The 23,336-nt window shown below is 68.6% G+C and carries 18 protein-coding genes; 1 reads left to right on the top strand and 17 read right to left on the bottom strand.

The window, feature by feature from the left end:
• Positions 1-48 precede the first annotated feature (48 nt).
• Positions 49-1,620 (top strand): GmrSD restriction endonuclease domain-containing protein, encoded by a 1,572-nt coding sequence (locus JOD48_RS02585; RefSeq protein ID WP_204807197.1) that lies wholly within the window; start codon positions 49-51, stop codon positions 1,618-1,620.
• A gap of 223 nt (positions 1,621-1,843) precedes the next feature.
• On the opposite strand, the gene JOD48_RS02580 is transcribed toward JOD48_RS02585, so the two are convergent.
• The 17 genes from JOD48_RS02580 to JOD48_RS02500 form a co-directional block, all read right to left on the bottom strand.
• A complete protein-coding gene (locus tag JOD48_RS02580) occupies positions 1,844-3,715 on the bottom strand; it encodes an ABC transporter ATP-binding protein (protein ID WP_191789821.1) in 1,872 nt (623 codons plus the stop codon).
• Complete coding sequence (locus JOD48_RS02575; RefSeq protein ID WP_204807195.1) at positions 3,712-5,550, bottom strand: ABC transporter ATP-binding protein; 1,839 nt, start codon at positions 5,548-5,550, stop codon at positions 3,712-3,714. The genes JOD48_RS02580 and JOD48_RS02575 overlap by 4 nt, the downstream gene beginning before the upstream one ends.
• A gap of 287 nt (positions 5,551-5,837) precedes the next feature.
• Positions 5,838-6,809: a DMT family transporter gene (locus JOD48_RS02570; RefSeq protein WP_191789823.1), complete on the bottom strand. Its 972-nt coding sequence runs from the start codon at positions 6,807-6,809 to the stop codon at positions 5,838-5,840.
• Positions 6,810-6,989: 180 nt separating this feature from the next.
• A complete protein-coding gene (gene ectB / locus JOD48_RS02565; protein ID WP_191789824.1) occupies positions 6,990-8,240 on the bottom strand; it encodes a diaminobutyrate--2-oxoglutarate transaminase in 1,251 nt (416 codons plus the stop codon).
• 68 nt (positions 8,241-8,308) lie between these two features.
• Entirely contained in the window at positions 8,309-9,481 is a 1,173-nt protein-coding gene (locus JOD48_RS02560) for a hypothetical protein (protein ID WP_204807193.1), read from the bottom strand.
• A 53-nt stretch (positions 9,482-9,534) separates the two neighbouring features.
• Positions 9,535-10,836, bottom strand: a complete 1,302-nt coding sequence (locus tag JOD48_RS02555) for a lysine N(6)-hydroxylase/L-ornithine N(5)-oxygenase family protein (RefSeq protein ID WP_191789825.1) — start codon at positions 10,834-10,836, stop codon at positions 9,535-9,537.
• A 70-nt stretch (positions 10,837-10,906) separates the two neighbouring features.
• Positions 10,907-11,962: an FAD-dependent oxidoreductase gene (locus JOD48_RS02550; RefSeq protein ID WP_307824276.1), complete on the bottom strand. Its 1,056-nt coding sequence runs from the start codon at positions 11,960-11,962 to the stop codon at positions 10,907-10,909.
• A 65-nt stretch (positions 11,963-12,027) separates the two neighbouring features.
• Positions 12,028-14,001, bottom strand: coding sequence for a class I tRNA ligase family protein (locus JOD48_RS02545; protein ID WP_191789826.1), 1,974 nt, complete (start codon positions 13,999-14,001; stop codon positions 12,028-12,030).
• 42 nt (positions 14,002-14,043) lie between these two features.
• Entirely contained in the window at positions 14,044-14,598 is a 555-nt protein-coding gene (locus JOD48_RS02540) for a DUF3291 domain-containing protein (protein WP_191789827.1), read from the bottom strand.
• 146 nt (positions 14,599-14,744) lie between these two features.
• Positions 14,745-16,001: an NAD(P)/FAD-dependent oxidoreductase gene (locus JOD48_RS02535; RefSeq protein WP_204807189.1), complete on the bottom strand. Its 1,257-nt coding sequence runs from the start codon at positions 15,999-16,001 to the stop codon at positions 14,745-14,747.
• A gap of 65 nt (positions 16,002-16,066) precedes the next feature.
• Positions 16,067-16,774, bottom strand: coding sequence for a rhodanese-like domain-containing protein (locus JOD48_RS02530; protein WP_204807186.1), 708 nt, complete (start codon positions 16,772-16,774; stop codon positions 16,067-16,069).
• A gap of 132 nt (positions 16,775-16,906) precedes the next feature.
• The gene (locus tag JOD48_RS02525) at positions 16,907-17,818 is read right to left on the bottom strand and encodes an alpha/beta hydrolase fold domain-containing protein (RefSeq protein WP_204807184.1); all 912 of its coding nucleotides are present in this window, start codon (positions 17,816-17,818) and stop codon (positions 16,907-16,909) included.
• Positions 17,811-19,427: an amino acid adenylation domain-containing protein gene (locus JOD48_RS02520; protein ID WP_204807182.1), complete on the bottom strand. Its 1,617-nt coding sequence runs from the start codon at positions 19,425-19,427 to the stop codon at positions 17,811-17,813. The genes JOD48_RS02525 and JOD48_RS02520 overlap by 8 nt, the downstream gene beginning before the upstream one ends.
• 23 nt (positions 19,428-19,450) lie before the next feature.
• Positions 19,451-19,876, bottom strand: coding sequence for a GNAT family N-acetyltransferase (locus tag JOD48_RS02515; RefSeq protein ID WP_204807180.1), 426 nt, complete (start codon positions 19,874-19,876; stop codon positions 19,451-19,453).
• A gap of 44 nt (positions 19,877-19,920) precedes the next feature.
• Positions 19,921-20,397 carry a hypothetical protein gene (locus JOD48_RS02510; protein ID WP_191789832.1) on the bottom strand — a complete coding sequence of 159 codons (477 nt, stop codon included), beginning with the start codon at positions 20,395-20,397 and terminating at the stop codon, positions 19,921-19,923.
• Positions 20,398-20,488: 91 nt separating this feature from the next.
• Positions 20,489-21,835, bottom strand: coding sequence for a condensation domain-containing protein (locus tag JOD48_RS02505; protein WP_191789833.1), 1,347 nt, complete (start codon positions 21,833-21,835; stop codon positions 20,489-20,491).
• Positions 21,836-22,417: 582 nt separating this feature from the next.
• Positions 22,418-23,074 (bottom strand): 4'-phosphopantetheinyl transferase family protein, encoded by a 657-nt coding sequence (locus JOD48_RS02500; RefSeq protein ID WP_204807178.1) that lies wholly within the window; start codon positions 23,072-23,074, stop codon positions 22,418-22,420.
• Positions 23,075-23,336: the final 262 nt, after the last annotated feature.

The following is a 23,336-nucleotide window of genomic DNA, read 5'->3' as shown; positions in this document are numbered from 1 at the left end:
ACGCCGCCGGCGGGTTGCACGCAGGCGACCAGAGCAGCAGGAGGCGTCATGGGTCGCACCGCTCCGGGGTGGTACCCCGACCCCTCTGCCGCCGGTGCGGAACGGTGGTTCGACGGCGACCGCTGGTCCCAGCACACGCGCCCCACCGTCCAACCCACGAGCACCCAGCGCCTGCCCCTCGGCGTCGGGACGCTCGGCGGCGATGCCCCCCGACCGGCGAGCCCGTCAGGCGAGAAGTCCCCCGCCATACCGTTCGCCGAGGTCCGTCCGGCCGTCGAGGAACAGCCCGCGTCGTACGCGCCCGCGTCGACCGTCCGGGCGCTGCCCCCGGTCCCTGCCCCGCCGGGACGGGCTGCTCGGCCCGCGTCCCCCACGGGCCCGACGGCGTCCCGCGCCTCGGCCCGCCAGCAAGCCTCGACACGCCGGGACGCCTCGACGGGGCGACCCGCCCGGCAAGGACTTCTCTCCGGGCCCGCGCTCTGGGTCGGCGGCGCGGTGCTCGTCGTGGCCCTCGCCGGGAGCGGGGTCGCCCTCACCCAGAAGGGCGGATCGGACACCCCGCCGACCCCCGTGACCTCCAGGACGACCACCGCTCCGCCACCCGTCGAGGACCCCGCGGAGGACCGGACCCCGGACTACCTGGAGGTGGCCAACTCGGCCGTCCTCGAGGTCCCGACCCTCGACGTCGACGCCGTCGTGGCCGCAGCCCCCTCCCAGTCGGCGCTCGCGACGGTCGCGCTGCTCGAGGTCGGCGACCGGGACGTCTCCGCCGCGTTCGCGGTCGAGGCGTTCGGAGCCCGTTTCGCCGACACGGACGGCAACGGGTGCGACACCCGCAACGACGCGCTCACCCGGTCGATGTCCGGGGTCTCCTTCAGGCCCGGCACGAACGACTGCGTCGTCCTGACGGGCCTGCTCGCCGACCCGTACAGCGGCACCGACATCGCCTTCGAGCGCGGCCCGCTGTCCTCGGAGAAGGTGCAGGTGGACCACGTGGTCGCCCTGACCGACGCGTGGCACAAGGGCGCACGGACGTGGGACGCGGCACGGCGCGAGGCCTTCGCCAACGACCCGCTCAACCTCCTGGTCGTCGACGGCGCCCTCAACCAGCAGAAGGGCGACGGGGACGCCTCGGCCTGGCTCCCTCCGAACGAGGCCTTCCGCTGCGCGTACGTCGCACGCCAGGTGGGCGTCAAGTACACCTACGGCCTACGCGTGACCAGCACCGAGAAGGCGGCCCTCGTCGCCGTCCTCTCGACGTGCCCGGGCGAGCCGCTACCGACCGGCAGCACGCTCCCTCCGCCCCGCGACCCCGTCGTCCCCCCGGTCGAGAAGCCCCGGCCGCGCCCCACGCAGACCCCCACGCCCGAGGCACCTCCCGTCGCCGCGCCGCCGCCCGCCCCCTCTCCAGCGCCCCCGACGCCCGAAGCGACGCCGAGCCAGACCCCGATCCCCGAGGACTGCAAGGTCAAGGGCCTCTACGTGCGCCAGATCGACGGCGCGACCAACGTCTACTACGTGCGGGGCGAGGAGTGGAACTTCCGAGACGTCAAGGCCGACGTGTGCTTCGAGAGCCGCAAGGACGCGGAGGCGGCGGGCTTCAAGCGGGCGTGGTGGTAGACGCGGAGACCGTGACCAACCCGGCCGACCAGCCGCGACGCGGCGACCACCGCCCCCGGCCCGGCGCAGGCACTCCCTTCCGCCCGCCGCCCGAGCCCGGTCGGGGATGACGCGTGACTCCGGGCGAGCGCGACGAGGCCCCCGGCCACTCGTGCTGTGCGTACCTCCGGGCGCCGACACGTGGAACGGTCGGCGCCCGGGAGGCGGCGTGCGGCGCCGATCGTCAGCGGTAGGCGGCCGCCTGCAGCGCGAACAGCTCGGCGTACAGGTCCGGCTCGGCCACCAGGTCCTCGTGCGTACCCTCCTCGCGAACTCGCCCCGCGTCGAGGACGACGATCCGGTCCGCGTCCCGCACGGTCGAGAACCTGTGGGAAACGAAGAGAGTGACCCCTCCAGCGAGCGCACCTGCGCGCTCGGCCGACGCCGTGAACCGCTCGAACAAGGCGTGCTCCGCGGTCGCGTCGAGCGCCGAGGCCGGTTCGTCGAGCACCAGGAGCAGAGGGTCCGGACGGAGGAGCGTCCGGGCAAGCCCGAGGGTCTGCCACTGCCCACCGGAAAGGTCGACGCCGTCCCGGTAGGCGTGACCCAGCACCTGGTCGAGGCCGTCAGGCAGGCCCTCGACGACCTTTCGCGCCCGCGCCTCCCCCAGCGCCTGCCACAGCGCGGCATCATCCTCGAGGTGCGGGAGATCGCCGACCCCGACGTTGTCCCGGACCGCGAGCTGCAATCGCGCGAAGTCCTGGAACAGCGTGGTCACGCGTGCGTGCCACGCCTCAGGGGCGATGTCCGCAAGATCGACCCCGTCGACCAGGATGCGGCCACCCGTCGGCCGGTAGAGACCGCACAGCAGCTTGACGAGCGTCGACTTCCCGGCACCGTTGTCGCCGACGAGCGCGACGGTCGCACCGGCCGGAAGGTCGAGAGTCACCCCGTCCAGCACGGGTCGGGAGGCGCCGGGGTAGGTGAACGTGATGTTCTCCAGGCGGATTCCCGCGTGCAGTCTCTCCGGCACGTACGCCGGGAGGGCGTCTGAGCCGCGGAGCGCCTCACCGGTCCGTACACCGAGCGTCCCGCGCTCCACGACGGTGTCTTCGAGCTCGGCCTGTTGCCGCGAGGCACCCAAGCCCACGTCCGGGAGCTCCCCGCGCAGGTCACGGATGTGCTCGACGACCGCACCGGCTCCCTGCAGCGTTCCCAGGAGGCCGAGCGCTCCCGACACCTGGACGGACACCTGGATCGCGAGCGTCACGACGAGCACCACCTGGCCGATCGCAGCCGATCCTGACGCCGCCCCGCTGACCACCACGAGCACTGCGGCGGCGTACGCGAGTGCGAACCACACCTGCCCGACCGCACGCAGCACGGCCGAACGGCGGTGCGCCGTCCACAAGGTCGCCGTCGTCCGTGCCCACGCGTCGTGATGGCGCGCGGCGAGCAGGTGTCGCGCCCCGAACAGCCGGATCTCCTTGGCGGACGCGCCGGAGGTCCCGACCGTCACGAGATGGCGCGCCAACCGGATGTCGGGTGCCGACCCCTCGCGAGCCACGTCGAGCACCTTCTGCGCACGGTTCGCGAGAAGGACGGGCGGGACCGCGGCGAGCGGGAGCAGGAGGAGCCACGGCTCGACCACGCCCAGGATCACGGTGGTCACGACCACCTGGAGGGTCATGCCTGCAAGCTGCAACGTCGACTCGAGCGCACCGCGGATCCGCACCACCGCTTCCGTGACCGTCGTGACGCGCTGCGTGAAGGACGGGTCGTCGAGGCGAGCGATGTCACCACCGTGAACGATACGCACGATGTCGTCCGTCAACGCCATCTGCTCGAGCTCCCCGACCTCGAAGTACGAGAGGTGAGCGAAGTGCCCGAGCATGAGCTCAGCGACCAGCAGGACGACCACAATCACCGCCAGAGTCATGGCCCGTGAGGTGTCGGCGTCGAGCGCCGCACCCGTGAAAGCGCCGAGCGCGACCCCGACGAGCGGCGCCGCGAGATACCCGATCATCAGCAGGACGCTCGCGACGAGCAAGCGCCGCCGGTCGATGCGCCAGGCGTGCCCAAGCAGGAAGGCGGCAGCAGTCAGGACGAGCCTCATCGGGCAGCTCCGGTCGTGTGGTTGGGTTCTCCGGCCCCCGCACCGAGGGACGTCTGATCGGACGGATCGGCGGGGTCGTACGGGGCGGGCTGCCGGGCGTCTGGGTCTGCGCGGAACCTGCGAGCCTGTAGCTCGAACAGCTCGGCGTAGCGTCCACCGAGCTCGAGCAGCTCGGCGTGGTCGCCCTGCTCGACGATCCGGCCGCCCTCCAGCACGACGATCCGATCCGCGGGCCGCACCGTCGAGAACCTGTGCGAGATCACGACGCTCGTCACGTCCTCGGAGGCCCCCACCGCGCCGGGAGCCAGGAACCGGTCGAAGAACTCCGCCTCGGCCCGCACGTCGAGCTGCGCCGTCGGCTCGTCGAGCACCAGGACGCGTGCCCCTGCCCCCACCGCGAGCAGAGCGCGGGCAAGAGCGACGCGCTGCCACTGACCGCCGGACAGGTCCTGACCGCTGGGATAGCCGGATGCGAGGACGGTGTCGAGGCCGTTCGAGAGCCGATCGACCACGATGTCCGCTCCGGCCGCACGCACGGCTTCGTCGACCGCTGCCGCCAGAGCGACCTCGTCGTCGTGAAGGTGCGGGGCCCCCCAGGCGACGTTCTCGCGGACCGGGAGCTCGAGCCGCACATAGTCCTGGAAGATGAGGGCCAGGCGCCGGTGCCAGGTGTCCTGTGAGAAGGACGCGAGGTCGACCCCGTCGACGGTGATACGCCCCTCGCTCGGCTCGTAGAGGCGCGCGAGGAGCTTGACGAGGGTTGTCTTTCCTGCGCCGTTGAGCCCGACGATCGCCGTCGACCGGCCGGCGATCAGCTCGAGGTCGAGGTCACGCAGGACCCATGGCCCGTCATCGGAATAGCGGAACGACACGCCTTCGAAGCGGACCGCACGGAACGCCGGGGGAACCGCGGTGACCGGTGCCACCCCGCCGCCCTGGGTGCCCACGGCGAGGGACATGCGCTCGAAACGTTCGAGCGCGTCGTGCGAGAACATGCCGTACTGCGTCTGCACGTCCGCCTCCGGGAAGTACACGCCGAAGCGCATGGGGATGAGCACTGCTTGGAGTGCGACGCCCAGTGCGAACAGGTCCAGCTCGCCCGACGTGGCGTCGGCAGCGACGAGCAGGAGCACCGCGGTGCCCCCTGCGAGCGCCACCCCCGCGAAGACGACGAACGGCCAGAACAGCACCCGTCGGCGTTCGGCCCAGAGGGGCCTCAAGCCCTCGAGCGTCTCGTCCCGCAGACGCCCCCGCAGCCAGCCGAGCAGCCCTAGCAGACGGACCTCCTTCGTCACGGTGCCTGTCGTGCCGAGGTCACGCAGGTATCCCGTGCGTCGGCGCGAGCCGGCGAACGAGTTCCACACGCCGGCGAACTGCCGCAGACCACGACGGTTGCCGAATCGCACGACGAGGGCCGTCGTGAGGATCAGGACCCCGGCGAGGGGCCCCACGACGATCCCGACGAGAATCGCGGCACCCACGAGCTGCACATAGCGGGAGACGAGCGGGATCAGCGCTGCGGCCGCGTCACCGGGGCTGAGGTCCTGCCGCGAGAAGGCACTGCGCGCGTCGGCAAGGAGGTCGAGCGCCTCGGGGTCGTCGAGCGTCGTGGCGTCGGCGTCCCGCAACGCTGCCGTGAGCATCCTGCGGACGCAGTGCTCGTCGACGCGCCGGGCGACGACCTCGACGATTCCTGTGAGGAACGGGGCGAGGATCTGCTGCACGACGAGCACGACCACCACGGCCGCGAACGTCTCGACGAACGGCCCCGCTTCTCCCCCTCCGGTCAGACCGGGCAGTAGGTACAGCACACGGCCCAGCAGGACGATCAACAACAGTGGGAGCGCACCCAGCAGGAATGCCAGCAGGAATCCTCCAGCGAGGATCGGAAAGCCTGCCGCCGGCAGCAGCGCGGTTATCCGAGCCCACCGCCCATAGCGCTCCCGGAGGTCTTTCCGCAACCTTTCGACGAACGATTGCTGGTGCACGGGCGCGGGATCTTCAGCGATGCGCATGGTCCTCCTCGGGAATCGGGCCCAGGACCGGGCCGCGCGACTTCTTCAAAGTAAGGCAGGCAGGTATCACGGTGGCGACGCTCCACATATCGGGACGAGCACGAGAGTCACCCCTTCTTCCGCAAGGCTGAGACAGGTCCAGCGGCTTCACCGGCTGCGGGAGCGGTGCGCGTGCGACGAATCGCGTCCAGCACCCCCACGACGATCAGAGCGAAACCCAGGAGCTCGAGCACGGGTGGAATCCTGCGCTCCCAGACGAAGACGTAGGTGAGACCGGCCACGACCTGGATGACCGTGAGCTGGCCCGCCACCGAGATGGGGAGGAGTCCTGAGGACCTGTTCCAGAGAGCCGTTCCAGCCCACGAGACGAGCCCTCCCAGGACCACGCTTGCAATGATCAGAGACGGGACGCCGTCCGCCCCCTGGTGGCCGACCGACCCCGTGCGCGCAGCGAACGGCAGTGCAGCAAGGGCGAGCACGAAGGCCCCTGCCCCCATCATCGTGGACCACGTCATGGACGAGATCTGAGGGTTTCGTCGAACGAACTGAGCATTGCTCACGGCATAGGAAGTCCAGAGGGCGAGGGCCCCCACGGCGGAAGCGATACCGGCCGCCCAGTCATTTCCCGAGCGCCCGCTCACGTCGCTCTGCCAGTCGAGCTCCATGAGGTAGACGAGCGAAAGCCCCAACGACAGGCACACCAGGGGAAAGACGAGGCGCGCAAAGGCGAACTCGCGACGGAGAAGGTTCCCCGCGATCGCGACGGAGACCGGCAGCATCCCGATGATGACGGTCGTGATGGGCGCCCCGGCCCACCGGATGCCCTGCACCAGGAGCAGGTAGTAGCCGAAATGCCCGGTGAACGCGAAGAGCAGGGCGGTGCTCCACGCGCGCAGATCGAGGCCGCTCAGCCGTCGGCGCCCGCCGATCGCCAGAATGCCGACGGAGATCGCACCGAAGCACAGGTAACGCCCTAGCGCGAGGGAGATGGAGTCGGCCTCAGGAAGTGCCACCGGTACCAGGAACGCCAGCCCCCAGATCAAGTTCGCCCCGATGCCACACAGCGCGCCGACGGTCACCGGGCCGCCCCTAGCAAGCATGGAGGCCCTCGTCTACCGAGCACCACGTCGGCAGCTGTGACCGCCTCCTGCGGGCACGTGCCATCGATGTCGCACTCGGCCGCGGGCGCGTCGAATCCACGCCGCGGTGCCGCGAGACGGTGGGGTCTTGCTGCTTGCCCTCAGCATCGCCCTGCATGCTCAAGCCTCCTGCGCGGCCGCGAGCGAGTCCTGCAGGATGTCGAGCCCCTCGAGAAGTTCCTCGTCCGTGGTCGTCAGCGGCGGCAAGAGCTTGACCACCTCGTCACGAGATCCGGCCGTCTCGACCAGGAGAGAACGCGAGAACGCGCCGTCTGCGACCCTCCTCGCGAGGCTGGGCTCGTGGAACGCCAGGCCCCAGGCGAGACCACGTCCACGCACCGCGGACACGAGCCCCGCATGACGACGCGCGACCTCGGTCAGGTACTCCTTGAACCAGAGCTCTCGCACCAAGGTCTGCTTCTCCAAGGCATCGTCCGACCAGAACGTCCGGAGTGCGGCCGTCGCCGTCACGAACGCTGGGTTGTTTCCCCGGAAGGTGCCGTTGTGCTCTCCCGGAAGCCAGACGTCGAGCTCGGTACGGAAGAGGGTCAAGGACATCGGCAGGCCGTATCCGCTGATGGACTTGGAGAGGCACACGATGTCCGGGACGATCCCGGCGGCCTCGAAACTGAAGAAGGGACCGGTCCGACCACAGCCCATCTGGATGTCGTCGATGATCAAGAGGATCTCCAGCCGCCTGCACAGCGCGGCGAGGTCGCCGAGCCACTCCACGCGCGCCGGGTTGATTCCGCCTTCACCCTGCACCGTCTCCACGATGACGGCCGCCGGGAGGTCCATGCCGCTGCTGCTGTCGGCGAGCATGCTCTCGAGGAGCCGCAAGCCGGACACTTCGCTGCCGGCGAACCCGTCGTACGGAAGTCGCCACGTGTGCGCGTGCGGGACTCCGCCCCCGGCGCGCTTTCCGGCATTGCCGGTGACGGCCAGCGCTCCCATGGACATGCCGTGGAATGCCCCTGTGAACGCGACGACCGTCTGACGACCCGTCACCTTGCGAGCCAGCTTGAGCGCCGCCTCCACGCTGTTGGTCCCCGTGGGACCGGTGAACTGGACGCGGTAGTCCAGATGTCTGGGGGCGAGAACCCGGGCCTCGAGCTCGGCCAGGAAGGTGCCCTTGGCATCCGTGTGCATGTCCAGGCTGTGGGTGACGCCGTCCTCCTCGAGGTACTCCAGGAGGACGCGCTTGAGCACAGGGTGGTTGTGACCATAGTTCAGAGCACCGGCACCGGCGAAGAAGTCGAGGTAGGCACCACCGTCGCGATCGTAGAGGCGACTGGCGCGCCCGCTGGCAAAGACGACAGGCCAGTTCCTGCTGTAGGTACGCACTTCGGACTCGATGGTGGATCCGGGCATGAAGGCCTCCGTGGGAGTGGCTGGGACGAGGGGGAACGGATTCGGCCGCGATGTCGCTCGCGAGCAGTTCATGCGGTGTGCAGGATCGGCACTGCGAGCACCGACAGCAACACGAGCGCCAGGACGAGCAACGCTCCGGAACATCGCAGGACCGGCCCGCCGTACCTCACGGCGCCGGCCGCGGCCAGGGCGTACCCGAAGCCGACGGCTGCGGCCGGCCCCAGGAGGAGCAGCGGAACACCGCCGTCCCGGTCCCCCAGCCACGCAAATCCGCAGCACGCGACACCGACGATGCCGACCAGAGACCTGGCGGGCGCCGTGCTGTCGCCAGCGCGACACGCCCCAGGTGCCACCCGAGAAGCGATACCGGCGGCTGTGCGCACGTTGGTGAGGCAGTACGAGGTGAGCACGACGCCGGTCGCTCCTGCGAGCGCCCACCGCAGCGGCACCGGGGTGCCGTACGGTGCGCTCGTCACACCGACGACCGACCGCTGGACCGCGGCAAGGCCCAGCAGGACGACCGCCACAGCCGCTGCGCCCAGCGCCGTCCCCGCCATGGAGCGCCCCCGTGTGGCCCCGGCCCTGGGGGCCAGCTCTGTCACGGACTCCCAACCGACGCCGGCAAAGAACAACGCGGCGATCGCCAGCCACAACGCCCCGCCGGGCGCCAGGCCCGACGGCGCCAGCGGCGATCCGGCGGCTCCGTTGGCTCCGGCGGGCCAGCCCGCCGCCGCACAGGAGAGGGCCAGCAGCCCGGCAATCCACGGCCGCCACCGGATCATCACGGCCGGGATACGGAGCGGACTGAGGGCCCCCAGGACTGCCAGAGCAAGAATGCCCCACGCGATCACCAAGCCGTCTCCGTCGGACGAGGGCAGCGTGCCGTCAGCGGCCGTCAGGAGACTGGTCGCGACGAACCAGGCGATCGCTGCCTGCCCCGCGGTGAACGCGACGGCCATGGCAAGGTCCTGCGTCCGTCGCGCCCACGGTCCCCACACGACCCCGAGGACGCCCGCCAACGTGGTCGGGCGAAGCCTTGCCCGAACGACCAACGCGCAGAGGACGAGGCTGACCGAGCCACCGAGCGCCACGTGGACCGACCACGCCAGAAGGTCTCTCTCGCCCGCCACGGCCGAGACGACCGGGGGCATCACCACCATCCCTGCGCCGAGCACGGCACCGGTGATCCCACGGGTGACGGCCGGCTCGTACGCTGGCACCTTCCTGTCTGCGGTGGTCACGCGGCCAGCAGGTGGTCCAGCCGTACCAGTCGCGGCTGTTCGTTCCGGACTCACTACGCGAGTCGCTTCCAGAGGCTGTCTGCGATGATCTTCGCCCTGAGCGACAGCAGGCTGAACGATCCGGCGTCTCCGATCCCGTGGCTCGACTCGCACAGTCCGTTGAGAAAGAGCGCAGGCGTCGTGACATCCGCCGGACGCACCTCGTAGTCGGTCCCGACGACCAGGTAGCCATGGTCGTCGAAGACGAAGTCGTCGGCGATGTGGCGCACGAGCGCTGGGACCCGCTCCTGATGAGAGGCAGGGCCCAAGTCGCGGAACCCGGTGGCCAGGACGACGAAGTCCGCCTCGAGCTCTTCGTGCGCGCCCGTGTTCAGCTCGTCGACGCTCAGCCGGACGCCGTCCTCACCGACCTCGAGGCTGCGCACCTGGCGGCTGCCGCGAACGCGTACCCGCTGATCGCCGTCGATCCGCTGCTCGTACATCAGGCGATACAGCTCGCGCAGGACGTCGCCATCGGCAGACGAGTAGTTCGTGGGCCGCATGAACGCGTCGATGGCGTTCTTCCGCTCTCGGGTGGCCCGGTAGTAGTAGTCGGTGAAGTGGGGAAAGTACCCCTCCTCGCTGAACGGGCTCGTGTCCTTCTGCCGCAGGGTGAGGGACCGTGCAAGGTTGGTCACCTGGGCTGTCGGGTATCGCCGGGAAAGGTCCAGAGTCAGTTCGACCGCGCTCTGGCTGCCACCGACGACCACGACCGCTCGTGGCGTCCGCCCACCGTCCTGGCGTGCTCCAAGCGCTTCCATCTCCTGCAGCGCGGGCAGGTATCGCGTCAGGTGGAAGACCCTTGGGGAGTCGACCTCGTCAAACGGTGCCGGAACGAACGGAGATCGCCCGGTGCCGATCACGAGGGCTCGCGCGCGCAAGACTTCCCCGGTCGAGGTCGTCACCTCGTAGTACGACTCGCCCTCCGCGTCCTTTCCGAGGGCTACACCCGTGACGTGAACGCCATAGTCGACCTGCCCGCCGAGCAGCCTGGCTGCCCAGGTGACGTACTGCGCGTACTCCTTGCGGAGGGGAAACTCCATGGGGACGTTGAGGTGCTCGAGGAGGCGGCCGTTCTCGAACAGGAAGTTGATGAAGCTGTAGCGGCTGCGAGGGTTGCGCAGCGACACGAGATCTCGCACCGGATGGTTCTGGATGTCCGATCCGTCGAGCATCATGGCGCTCTGCCACGACGGCCCGGCAGAGGACTCGAGAAAGCGGACGTCCAGGCCGTACCCCTCTTCCTCGAGCGCGATCGCGAGAGCCAGGTTGGCAGGGCCGAAGCCGATGCCTATGACGTCGTGGCAGCGGGTCATTGTTCCCCCTTGATGGAATGTCGAATAAGCCAGGCGAGTGATCTCCGGACAGGTCTTGAGGAGCGAGCCATCAGGCGACACCAGGCAAGAGGTCCGCGACGACTACGTCAGCGATTCGCCGGCCCGCCTCCGGTGCCACTCTGACCCCGACGCCGTTGCCTCCCCGTACAGACCACACATGCCGTGTGTCCGTCTCGCTCAGCAGCTCGGGCCCCCGGTCGGCAGCGGACTGCAGATCGAACGCGTCAGATGCGCGGACCGTCCGGTGATGCACCGTCGACCCGAGCCATGGAAGGTGGGCGGCCAGCGCACGGAGGGTGTGCTGCTCGTGCACGGGATCCGGCGGCGCGTCGAACGGCGAGTCCCAGACGAGGTGCGGGAGGCCGATCAGCGTCTGCTCGGAGCCGATCGGCTTCGCGTACGTCCCGTTGCGCAGATCCACGAACGTCGCATGAGGCTGTGTCGGTTGCAGCCGATCGACGATGCTCACCTGGATCGAGCGTGACCGGACCGCCGCCCCAGGGCGCATCCCGGGTACCGGGTGCGCGGCCCACGCTCCGACGGCCGCGACGACGGCTCCCGCCACCACCGTTCCGGCGTCGGTGAGCACCCGGGGACGAGCGCGGTGCTCCTCGATCGCGAGCACACGCACGCCATAGCGGACGCGAGCTCTATTGCCGACCGCCTGATGCAACCAGTCCTCGGTGACCTGCGACGGTTGCACCCAGCCAGCGTCCGGCTCGACCAACGCGACACCGCCGGCGAGCCCGATACCGGCCGCTTCGCCAGACCCGACGACGACGTGGGCAGCGGTGCCGAGCGCAGAGTTGATCTGCCCGGCGGCCGCCTCCAGCTCCTGATCGCGCCCCGGGTCGGCGATGGTCACCGCGCCGACCACGTGCAGGGGTGCAGCCCCGCGGGCCCACTCATCAGGGTTCCGGTAGGTGGCCAGGCTTCGCAGCGCCAGGTCGGCGACCGACGGATCGGGGTCGTAGGCGCGAACCATGCCACCAGACCGTCCGGTGGCTCCGCTGCCCGCCTGCGCCCCCTGCTCCAGTACCAGGACGGACGCCCCTCGCTGTGCCAGGTAGTGCGCGACTGCGGCGCCCAGGATCCCCGCTCCCACCACCACGACGTCGGCACGAGCGGGCAGGCCCGAGTCGTCGAGGGAGGACGGCGGACCTGGCCTGCTCACGGTCGCCCGCTGGCCACGAGAGCCGGTTCTGCGGAGAGCGTGGGCGCGGGCGAGGCACACCGAGTGCTGGCCGGGAGGAACGACCAGTCCGTCTCGCGCACGGGATCGCCAGGAAGCCCGAGCCACTCCCAGACGTTGCGCGCCGTCTCCGGTGCGACCGGCCAGGCGAGCGCAGCGAAGACCTTCGCTGCCAGGTACTCCAGTGCGAGGCTGGTCCGGGACTCCTCTGCCAGCGACCGCACCTCGCGGCCCGGCCGCTCGACGGCTCGAAACTCGGCGCACTGAGCGACGAAGGAGTCCAGGAGACGGATGTAGCCCCGCGCGCTGAAGGCCTCCGGGAGCAGTGCGCCGTCCAGCTGGCGGGAGGCCAGACCGAGGTATCGATAGAACTCCCGGTGCCTGTCCGTCCAGGCACCCGTGCCAGGCACGATGCCCCCCGACGTCGTGCTGATCTCCTCGAAACCTCGCAGCCATTCCTGGAGGCCGCGGTACAACGGATCGTCCGTGGGCTGGGCCGCCCGCTCCTCGATGATCCGGGTGACCCGTCCTTCCGGGGCATCGCGCAGCAAGGCGATGCGCACGGCGTCCGGGCCCGACGCTGCGAGTGGCTCGTCCGCCCAGATCGCGTGGCCTCGGCTGGTCGAGAACTTCGCGTCCCCCAGGTGCAGGAACTGGTTGGTGACGAAAGTGGCGGGCAGGCACTCTGCAAGGCCGGTGGCGAAGGCGAGGGCCGGCAGGAGGACCGCGTAGTAGAAGCTGTTGTCGTAGCCGAGATAGAGCACCACCTCCGCAGGGCCGCCCTGTGCGATCTCGGACCGCGCCGCGTCGAGGAAGGTGAGCGCGAGATCCGCCCAGGCATCGAGGACCTGACCATCGCCGAGGTCCACCCCCCACGCGCTGGTCCGGGTGAGGCGGTACGGGGGCAGCCGGTCGGCAAGGAGCCGATCGACGAGTGCCAGCAGGTCCGCAGGCAGGCGCGAGGCGCGCAGGTAGTCCCGGAGCTCGTCCTTGTACCCGTCGAGATCCAGCCAGAGCGCCCGCTCCGACCGGAGGACCGCAGGGGTGCCGCAGATCCTGCACTCGACGCCCTTGAGGTCGCGTGCCTCGTTGGGTCGTCCGCACGCCTCGCAGATCTCGCCGTCGCTGGCCTCACCGCAGTGCGGGCATGCCCCCCGCGCGAACGCCTGGTGGAGCGAGAGGTCGCACGCCGGGCAGTAGGCCGTCGGCCGTTCCTCCTCTCGTACGGCCGACGAGGCGAGGACCTGCTCGAAGAGCTCGGCGATCCGGGTCCCGTGCTTCCGGTCCTGGAGAGGACGGGTGAGTCGGTCGAGACCCACACCCGCCGTGTGCAGGGTCGAGACGATCGCATCGCCTGCGGTCGTCGCGACGTCCTCCGGCCTCTGTCCACGCATTCGTGCGGCAACGGCCACGTGCGACTGGTGATCGTCGGTCCCACTGATGTAACGGACGTCACGCCCCAGGCTGCGCAGGGCCCGGACCAGCATGTCGGCCCGTACGTAGGGCCCCGCCAGGTGCCCGAGGTGCAGGCTGCCGTTCGGTGTCGGAGGGGGGCAGAACACGAGGGTTCGCTCGGCGTGCTGGTCACGCGAGGGGACCTTTTCGAGCGCCGCGACGGCGCTCGGGATGTGCTCCCAGTAGATCGAGACGATGTCGAACGGTGCGTCGCTGTCGTTCTTGATCTCATGAAAGCCGAAGGGCGCGAGATGGACGACCTGCCCCGGGCCCAGCTCACGCTCCTCGCCGTCGAGCGAGACGATCGCTCTGCCTGCCAGGACGATGAACATCTCACCGTCCTGATGGGCGTGACGCTTCGATGCGGTGCCCGGCGGAACGCTGCCGAAGACCGAACCGAAGGGCAGTCCCTCGATGTCGGCGGCGGAGAGCATCGGTTGAAGGTGCATGTCGTAGGACCAGCTCATCGCCGAGCGGTCGAAGGAACGCGTGATCATGATTGGCCCCTCAGGGAGTGTTGGATGGACGGACGGTCGAGGTCATCCACCGACCGGCTGGCGTGTGGCGAGCCCGCGCACACGAGTGGGTTGCCCGTCCGAGGTGAACGCCTGACGGAGGGTGAACGAGGCGGGTGTCGAGCCGTGGTCGTGCAGGTGCTCCAACCGTTGACAGGCGTCCTTCCAGGTGGGGAGCTCGTCGTCAGCGATCCACCACGCCGCATAGGTGGGCCACTCGGGCTTCAGGAACCACTCGTGACGCCTCGTCAGTGCCGTGCGGTGCAGCCCGGTGTAGACGAAGGCGAAAACCGAGTCCAGGTCCCTCCACAGCGACAGGGTCGAAGCCCTGCTGTCCAGCTCGTCCGTCCGGCCGCCCGTGTAGAAGCGAGGGACCTCGAACGTCCCCCACACACCCCAGTCACGCTGGAAGTTGGAGAGATGGCTCTGGCCGGGGTCCTCTTTTGCTCGGGCGATGAACCCCTCGCTCCGCTCAGCTTCGTCGAACGTCGCGGGAGTCATGTCGTCGAAGTCCTGGACTTCCGGCTCACCGTACGGCGCCCTGAGGATGGCGAACGTCGTGAAAGCGATGCGTGGCATCGGCTCCTCCGTCTTCTGTCGTGGGAGATCTCGCCGCGAGCACTCATAGCGAAGGAGAAGCGATCGGGCATGCTTCCGCTCCGTGACGAGCGAGGCGAAACGTGTCGTCGTCGGTGCCGGGCGCGCGACGCCGGACCGGAAGGGAACTAGGCGATCGCACCGCTCCTGGCCCTCGTCATCAGGGTTCGCATGAGAGCCCGCTGGAAGTCGGCCGGCATCGACAGGCGACCCGTCAAGGACAGGTACTCCCGACTCAGCCCGGGGCTTCCACAGATGGCCTCGAACACCCTCTGCTGGGTGGACTCGTCCTTCTGGACGAGCGAATCCGCGCAGATCCCGTCCACGTGAGGCCGGAACGCTGCCTCGAAGCGCAGCCCATAGTCGTCCAGTCCCTCTCTGACGTCTCCGGTGTCCAGAGATCTCCCGACGAAGGAGCGTGCCAGAAGGTCTGCCGAAGACAGGGCGAAGCCGCAACCGACGCCGCTCATGGCGTCGAGCGAGAGCGCGGCATCGCCGACGAACGGTACAGAACCGGCGACAGGCTGACGGATCTGGTTGGGGTAGTCGGCATACCCCAACAGAGGCGAGTCCAGGACCGCGCCACTCAGGGGTGGCGATTCTTGCAGGCCTGCGAAGTACGCGAGAAGCCCCGCGAGGCGGTCGTCGGGACCGTCCCAGTTCGCGATCCGGGACTTCTCGGCAAACAGGACGAGGGCGGTCCGACCGCCGACCAGCGGGTAGACGCATGCCATGTCCTTGCCGTTTCGAATGAAGATCGAGCGATTTCCTTCCAACGCAGCAATCCCCGTGAAGTAGCCGAAGATCGCCGCACGGTCGTTCGGGCGCTGTTCTGTCGTGTTCCCGAGCAGCCCGGCCAGCCGCGAACGACGCCCGTCAGCAGCGACGACCAGCCGAGCTCGCACCCGGCGGGACCCGTGCACGGTGCGGACGCCCAGGAGCCAGTCCGTCCCATCCCGTTCGAGCGCCTCCACGCTCGTCCGGTCGAAGAATCGGACACCCTGCCTCCTCGCAGCCTCGCGAATCGCAGGGTCGAGCACACGGCGCTCGAGATTCAGCGCGCGCGCGCTCGGGTCGTCGCCGTAGGACGCATCGATGGTTCCCCCGGGGGTGACGAAGAGTCCCCGGGTCATGACCGACCTCGCGGGGTCCAGGAGATGCTCGAGGCCGAGAGGAGCAAGCAGCGGTGCTGCGTGCGGCTGGATGAAATGAGTGCACAGCTGCTTGTAGTGCTCGACAGCCGTCACTCTCTTCTCGACGACCGCGACACGGTGGCCCATCTTGCTGAAGTGGATCGCCGTAGCGCACCCGGCAAGGCTTGCGCCGACCACCACGACGTCCCACAACGAATCGTCGAACCTTTCAGCGCTCATCAGATGACTCATGCTTTCTGTACGGTATGGACGTTCTTCGACCAAGTCGCCACCGAGCCAGGCGGCCGGAGAGAGATCTAGCCGGCGCACCCACAAGCGAGGGGATGCTCGCCGACCACCGTGTGCGCGGCGTGCCCTTCGGTGAGGTGGCCGTCCCGCTTCCACCAGTCCAGGCCACCGATCAGTTCCTTCACCTGGAAACCTGCGGCGGCCAGCTTGAGTGCCGTCTTGGTAGAGGCGTTGCAGCCGATCCCGTCGCAGTACGCGACGTACAACGGGGCGCGGGAGAGCTCGCTGAGTGAGTCGTGCGAGATCGAGCGATGCGGGAGGCTGACGGCACCGGGAATGTGCTCCGCTGCGAAGGACTCGCTGCTGCGTCCGTCGACGACGACGACGTCCTTGCCCGCTGACAGGGCGTCCTGAAGGTCTGCGGAGTCGATCTCGTAGGCGAGCTTCGACTGGTAGTGAGCGATCCGGTCGTTCTCCAGGACGGTCTTCTCCTCGTCGTGAGCAGGACGGTCCTCGCCTGGGCCGAACCTCACACCCAGGGCATAGAGGTCCGCGAGCGTGCTGGGGGTGACAAGCGAGTCGGAGTGCTCGAGGAGGTCCACGCCGGACTCGTCCAGAAGCGTGGCGACGACGCTGATCGTCAGGAGTGAATCCAGCCCGAGGGTGTTCAGTGGTGTGTCGTCCGCCAAGGAGTGGACGTCGACCGGTCTCCCCAGAGCCGCCTCGAGATATCCCGCGATGTCACGCTTGACCGTGTCGCTCACTGAAGTGGTCATGATTTCCTCTCACCGAAGTAGTTCGCGTTCTGGCCTGTCTTGTTCGTGGACCACGGGCGTCCCCGTGGCGTGACTGCCTCCGACCACGAGGATCGGGGGCAGCACCACGCCGCACATCGGCTGCAGTACGGCTCACCCGGCGTCTCCGGAGACGAATGCCTCGCCGGCGATCTGTTCCACCGCGCGTCGGGCGGAGCTCAGCTTGGGGGCGTAGAGGCAGAAGTCGTGCGGCAGGTCGGGGAAGTGCAGGTGACGTACGTCGGCTGATCGATCAGCCACGTACCGAGCCCACTCGAGTCCTTCGTCGCGAAGCACGTCGCATCCGGACGTCACGATCGAGCAGCCCGCCAGCGCGGAGAGGTCCGAATCGGACAGGTCCATCGGGTTGAAGGCGATCTCCCGGAAGAACGGTTGCAGCAGCGACGTGAAGTAGCGCATGTCGACACCGTCAAGGAAGTACCCGGTCCCGAAGGCCTGGTAGGACTCGTGCTCCACGTCGAGGTCGAGCACCGGGTAGATCAGCACGATGCGAGAGAAGACCCTCGGCAGCACCCTCACGCCGAGATAGAGCGCGAGCAGTCCTCCGACGCTGTCTCCTGCGACGATCAGCGGACGATCCGTCACCTCTCGGCAACGGCCCGCGATGCGAGCGGCCAGGTCCGCCACCGAGCGCATGACGTCGTGCTCCGGTGCCTTGTCGTAGTCAAGAGCCTCCACGGGGGCGCCGAGCCGGTCTGCGAGGATTCGCAGGTACGGTCGGAAGGTCGAGGTCGAGTAGTAGACCATCCCCCCGCCGTGAAGGTAGAGGACCCACGGGCTCCCTGGTGCCTCCTTCTCCGGGTAGATGACCACGGAGCGCCGTTCCTGGTCCTCGTGCGCCTCGTCCTCCAGGTCGGCCTCACCGCCGAATAGGCCGACCCAACGTTCGGCGTTCCGCCGATCGTCGTCCACCCTCCCCGTGGATCCTCCCGCAGTCACGAGCGAGCGGGCCATCGCCAGTCGGCCGAACTCCGGGTGCAGCGCCGAGCGCTCCGACTCAACCATGGCCGTAACCCTCGAGCGTCGTCGCCGTCCCGCCGATCTCAAGGGCGAAGCGCGTCCCGTTGACGTCCCGAGCCGCATCGGCGAGTCGGCGAACCAGCTCCTTCTCGTCGGTCTTGCCGGTCGACGAGACCGAGCGGTTCGGCGACCACGCGACGAGTGACGGCTGCATGTACTGAGGCAGCATCTCCGTCAGCCGCTTCTCGACGTGCTCGATCACCCTGCGGTCCGGCGAGGTCACCACCAGGGCGATGACGTCGTGGCCGTTTCGCTTGACGAGCCCGACAGCGGCTTGCTCGACACCGGGGCAGCTCATGGCGGTCTGCCGGATCTCGGCCAGGTGGATCCGGCGGCCGGAGAGCTTCACCTCGTCGTCGTCGCGCCCCCGGAACACGATGTCACCGTTCTCGTCGTAGCTGCACCGGTCACCGGTGCGGTAGAAGCGCAGCCCGTCGGTCTCGACGAGTAGGCGTGCAGACTCCTCAGGACGATCCAGGTATCCGCGCATCACCTGGGCGCCTCCGACCCAGAGCTCGCCGACCACTCCCGGCTCCACGATCACTGCGCCGTCCTCGACGATCCTGGCGCAGACCCCACGGAGGGGCCGTCCGATCGGGTAGGAGACGTCCCTGTCCTCATCGACCTTCATGATCTCGTATGCGAGGCAGACGATCGTGGCCTCGGTCGGTCCATAGACGTTGAGGACGCGGACATCGGGAAGACGGCTCTTCCAGGCGTTGATGACGGCCGGGTCGCAGACCTCGGCCCCCGTCATCACCATCTCCAGCCCAGGGGCCGCATCCCGCGTCAGGTGACGCCCGTCGCCGGTGATCATCTTCAGGAGCGTCGACACCGCGATCAGGTGGGTGATCCGCTCCCTCGTGATGACGGCACGCATGATCGCGCCCACCTGGATCCCACGGAACTGGAAGACGAACGCCCCGAGGGACAAGGGGAGCATCGTGTCCTCGATCGAGACGTCGAAGTGGAACGGAGAGAGACTGAGCACCCGAGACTCTGGCGTCAGTCGCAGCACCTCGTTGTGCGCTCCGAAGTAGGCGACGAGATTGGGCACGGTGATCTCGACGCCCTTGGGCTCCCCGGTCGACCCCGACGTGAAGATGATGTACGCGAGATCGTCGGCTCCCCGCGCATCGACGGTCGACCATCCGCTGGGTGGCCCGGAGAGGATCATGTCGACCTGGTTTCGGTCGACCCAACGACCGTCTCCGGCCACGGGGTCACGATCGTCCAGGGCGACGACCACCCGCGGGCGAAGGCGCTCGATCAGCGCGGCCAGGCGCGGTGCCGGGGCCTCGCCGTCGAGCGGGACATAGACCGCACCACACTTCCAGATCGCGATCGCCAGGAGCGGCATGAGCGCAGACTTCTCGGCGATGACGGCGACCCGGTCCCCCACCCCGACCCCTCGCTCGGCCAGCTGGGCAGCGAACGTCTGAGACAGGTGCTCGAGCTCTGCGAAGGTCAGTCCGACAGTCCCGTCATGGACGGCCAGACGGTTGGGCCACCGCTCAGCAGCCGGTCGAATCAGGTCGCCGAGCGCGGGTACCGAGCTCGCCTGTTCCGATCGGTCGAGCGACCACGGAGGCATCGAGCGGAGTGCACTTCCGTTGATCACGTGAGGTCACGCCCTCTCGTCTCGTAGGTGAAGCGGCGCTTGGGCTTGGAGACAGCACCCATGCGCTCGTAGAAGCCGATCCCGAGCTCGTTGTCCGGGGGGGTCTGCCACTCCGCCCAGTCGCATCCCTGAGCGGTCGCGAACGCCCGCAGCTGCTCGAGGAACAAGCGACCGACGCCCCTTCCTCGGAAAGGCTCGCGGATGTAGAGGCAGTCCATGTGGGCAAAGCGACGGGCGCTCCACGTCGCGAAGTCCGTGGTCGCCGTCATGAAGCCGCAGGCTTCCCCGTCCTCGATGGCGATCCAGCCGTGCAGGGCTGCTGGCTCGGCGAACAGCGCCGACTTCCAGCGACCGACATGCCCATCGTCATGAAACTCCGCGTTCTCGTAGGCTGCGTGCTCTCGACACAGCTCGAGCAGCATGCCCAGGTGGTCCGGGTGGACCGGTCTGACCTCGACGTCGGGACTCATACCCACCCCGAGAAGCTCGTGCCCAGATACGCGGTGACCGACGAGTCGTCCACCCGTCCCTGGGCAAGCACCGTGTTCACCCAGGCGTTGCGTTCGAACGCGATGATCGCCAGCTCCCATACGCAGGCGATGAGCTCGCGCTGCGCGAGAGGTGCGAACGACTCACCGCCTTCCTCCGCACCAGATGTTCCACGTACCCAGTGCTTGAGCATGTCCGCGTCGAACCACTGGGAGAGCAGGAGGTAGGTACCTTCCTTCCCGTGGTGCAGGATCAGGAATCCGAGCGGGTGGTCGCCCTCCCCTGGAGGTGTGTCCAGGACCGAGGTCACCTGTTCTCTCAACCACTCCGGATCGGGGTCGCGAGAGAAGGAGTCGGGCTCTGCAAACATCACGTATACCTTCAGGAGGCGACCGCCCGCCTCCACCGGCGGCAGAGCCCTGACCAGTCTGGGCGCGTACACGAGCTGATTCATCGACGTCCTTTCGTCATCACCGGCAATGAGCCCGGTCAAGTCTCCTGTCGAGACCACCCGACGTTGACAAGACCCTCGAAGGGAAAGGCGGTCAACCCGCGATGGCCGCCTCGACGACCACCGATTCCATCGAGAGCAGCAGCTTCTCGATCTCCTGAGCAGGAATGAGCTCGGTGTCGGCCATCAGGAACAGTCGACAGGTGTTGGTCGCATCCTCCGTGTGCACGAAGAATGTGGCATCCTGCCGTTCCCACGAACCGACCAGGCTGATCTCGGTCTCTTGCGCAAGCTCGCGAAGACGGTCCGGCTCCGAGTCCCACTCAGGAATATCGCTCCAGTCACGCCCGATTCGCATGTCGTTGAAGAAATACCCGAGATCGAGCGCTCCGCCGTTCTGCGTACGAATGCGTTCCAGCACGTCGTCGAGGACCAACGGGTCGTACTGCGCATGTCGATAGGCGTTCAGACCTGCCCCGAACGCCCGCTTCGCGACCGTCTGGAAGTCACCGTCGACAGCCGCCGGCGAGGTGTCGATGACGAAGAGAGCGTTCTCGGCCAACGCACCGACCAGCCCCCGGCTACGGGCGTCCAGTCGATTGGCTGCGATGAGCTGGAGGGCGACCTCCTTGCGTCCGGTGTGTCGACCGACGACCACTGCCGTCGCGGCGAGCAGCACAGTTCCGGTGCTGACGCCGCAGCGCGTGGCCACGGCGCTCGCTGCGACCGCGAGAGCCGTCGACGACATGCCCAGGCGCACGAAGCGCCCTGGGCGGCCCGTGTCGACCACCGGGCGGACCGGGCTCGGCGGGTTGGAGGAGAGCGTCTTCGACCAGTAGTCCACCGCAGCGACCCCACGTGCCGCGCCAGCACCGTCCGCTTCGGCGGCAGCCTGGTCCACCGGTTGCCAGTGGGGTGCAGGCCCTGCGTCTCCTCGCAGCAGGCCGATGAGGTCCTGCTTGAGAAGGTCCGCCGACCAGCCGTCGACGGCGAGATGGGAGACCACCATCACGACCTTGCGCGGCCGGCTGTCCTCGAGCACGATCGAGAAGCGCACCGGTAGTTCCTCGGAATGACGGAACGACCGCCCCATGAGGTCTTTCACGACCCCGCCCGCCACCTCGGCAGAAGCGTTCTCACGGGCGGGGACGAGGTCCACGACCAAGCGCCCCGCAGGACGAACGTCCTGCGTCCAGCCCGCGGCCGAGTCGTGGAAGAGCGTACGCAGCACCTCGTGCCGAGCAATAAGGGACCCAAGCGCACCGTCTAGATCCCCGACCGCCATTCCGTCCGGAACGTCGATGACGCGGAAGAGATTGAAGTAGTGGGCATCCTCTGCAAGCCAACGGATCGACTTGTAGATGGCCTTCTGACCCCACATCATCGGCCCAGAACGCCCGACGAGCTGGTCGAACTCGATCGACCGTGTCGATAAATCCACTGAGACCCCCCTGAGTCAGCATGCCCATTCAGAATGGCGAGCATCGCTCGTCTCTCAGTGGGACGACACGGAGTCAAGCGAAGTTCGTGAGCATCCGCAACCATCATCTCGACATACGAGATGAGCAAAATTCCTGACGCTCGGTCGGTTTTCTTGCTCGACGACCTGGGACCAGGCACGTTGCCGTACGGCGCACTCCGTTGCCTTTTAAGAGTACGAATGTGCCATAACAATGCATGCCCGGGCCCTCCTTCCCGACAGTGCGTAGGTTCGAAAGGGTGGGCCGAGCCCGGCATGCCGACGATCCAGAAGCCGCTCGCCAGGTCCCTCGTGTCGACGGCCATCCGGACCGCCGGCCTGGGTGGCCCACACGGATCGACGCCGACCCAGGGTCCCGCGGCCGACCTGTATTGGGCCACCCTTCCCGGAGGGCCGACCCGCGAGGGAGACCGACGCCCCGAGGCAGGCTTGCGAGCCGGCGGGACGCGGTCGGAACCCGAGACCGCGTCGCCTGCCACCGACGTGCCGCCGACGTGCCGCCGACGGAGCGTGACCGGCGCGGACTCGTGAGCGGTGAGGATCCTAGATCGCTGTGGGGGACGGCATCGCGACCGCCGCCGCTACATAGCCGTCACCGACCGACCAACGACCCGCCAGGCCACCAGCGAGAGCACCGAGGGACGCCTGCGGAGCCAGGACCTGCGCGGAGAACGTGCCGTCCGTCCGCAGCACGACGCTCGCGCCGGCGAAGCCGAGCGGTATCCGTCCGACAGGAAACCACCCCTTGTAGACCGCTTCCTTGGCACAGAAGAGAAGCCGGTCCCAGTGGATCGCTGGCACATCTCGCCGCAGCACCTGGATCTGCGCGGCCTCGTCGGGGAGGGCGACCAGATCGAGCACGCCGTCTGGAAGCCGTTCGTGCGGTTCGGCGTCGATACCCAGGGCGATGACGTCCGCCACCCGGGCGACGGCCGCTGCGCGGTAGCCCCGGCAGTGGGTGATGCTCCCGACGAGGCCGTGCGACCACACGGGCTCCCCCTGAGGGCCGCACGGGACCGGGACGACGGACTCGTCGAGCTCTGCCATGGCGCGGCGGGCGCAGGCGCGCCCGCTGACGAACTCCCTGCGGCGCTCCTCGACCGCATCGGCGATCGCGCTCTGCTCGTCGTCGAACAGCGGGACGTCGAGGTCGCATGACGACTCGTGCACCGCGACGGTCGGCGGCAGAAGACGCCTCATGGTCACGAGACCAGTCATGAGACGGAGGTCCGCGACCGCACTACGAGGTACCCGCATGGGCGAAAGGTCGCGTCGGCGTGGCGCACAGGCATGGGCCGCATACTGCCAGTCGCGGCGGCGTCGTTGGCGCCCGTCCCACCCGAGGCGGCGCCGGAGTGCCGTCCTCCGACCCGCGGTCGCCTCGTCCACGGCGGGAAGCGTGAGGGATACCAGGCAGCAGAGAGCACGAAGGCCAGGAACCTTGCGGTTCCTGGCCTTCGTG

It is taken from the genome of Oerskovia paurometabola, from assembly GCF_016907365.1.
GTDB lineage: Bacteria > Actinomycetota > Actinomycetes > Actinomycetales > Cellulomonadaceae > Oerskovia > Oerskovia paurometabola.
This window is presented reverse-complemented; position numbering and strand designations above follow the sequence as displayed.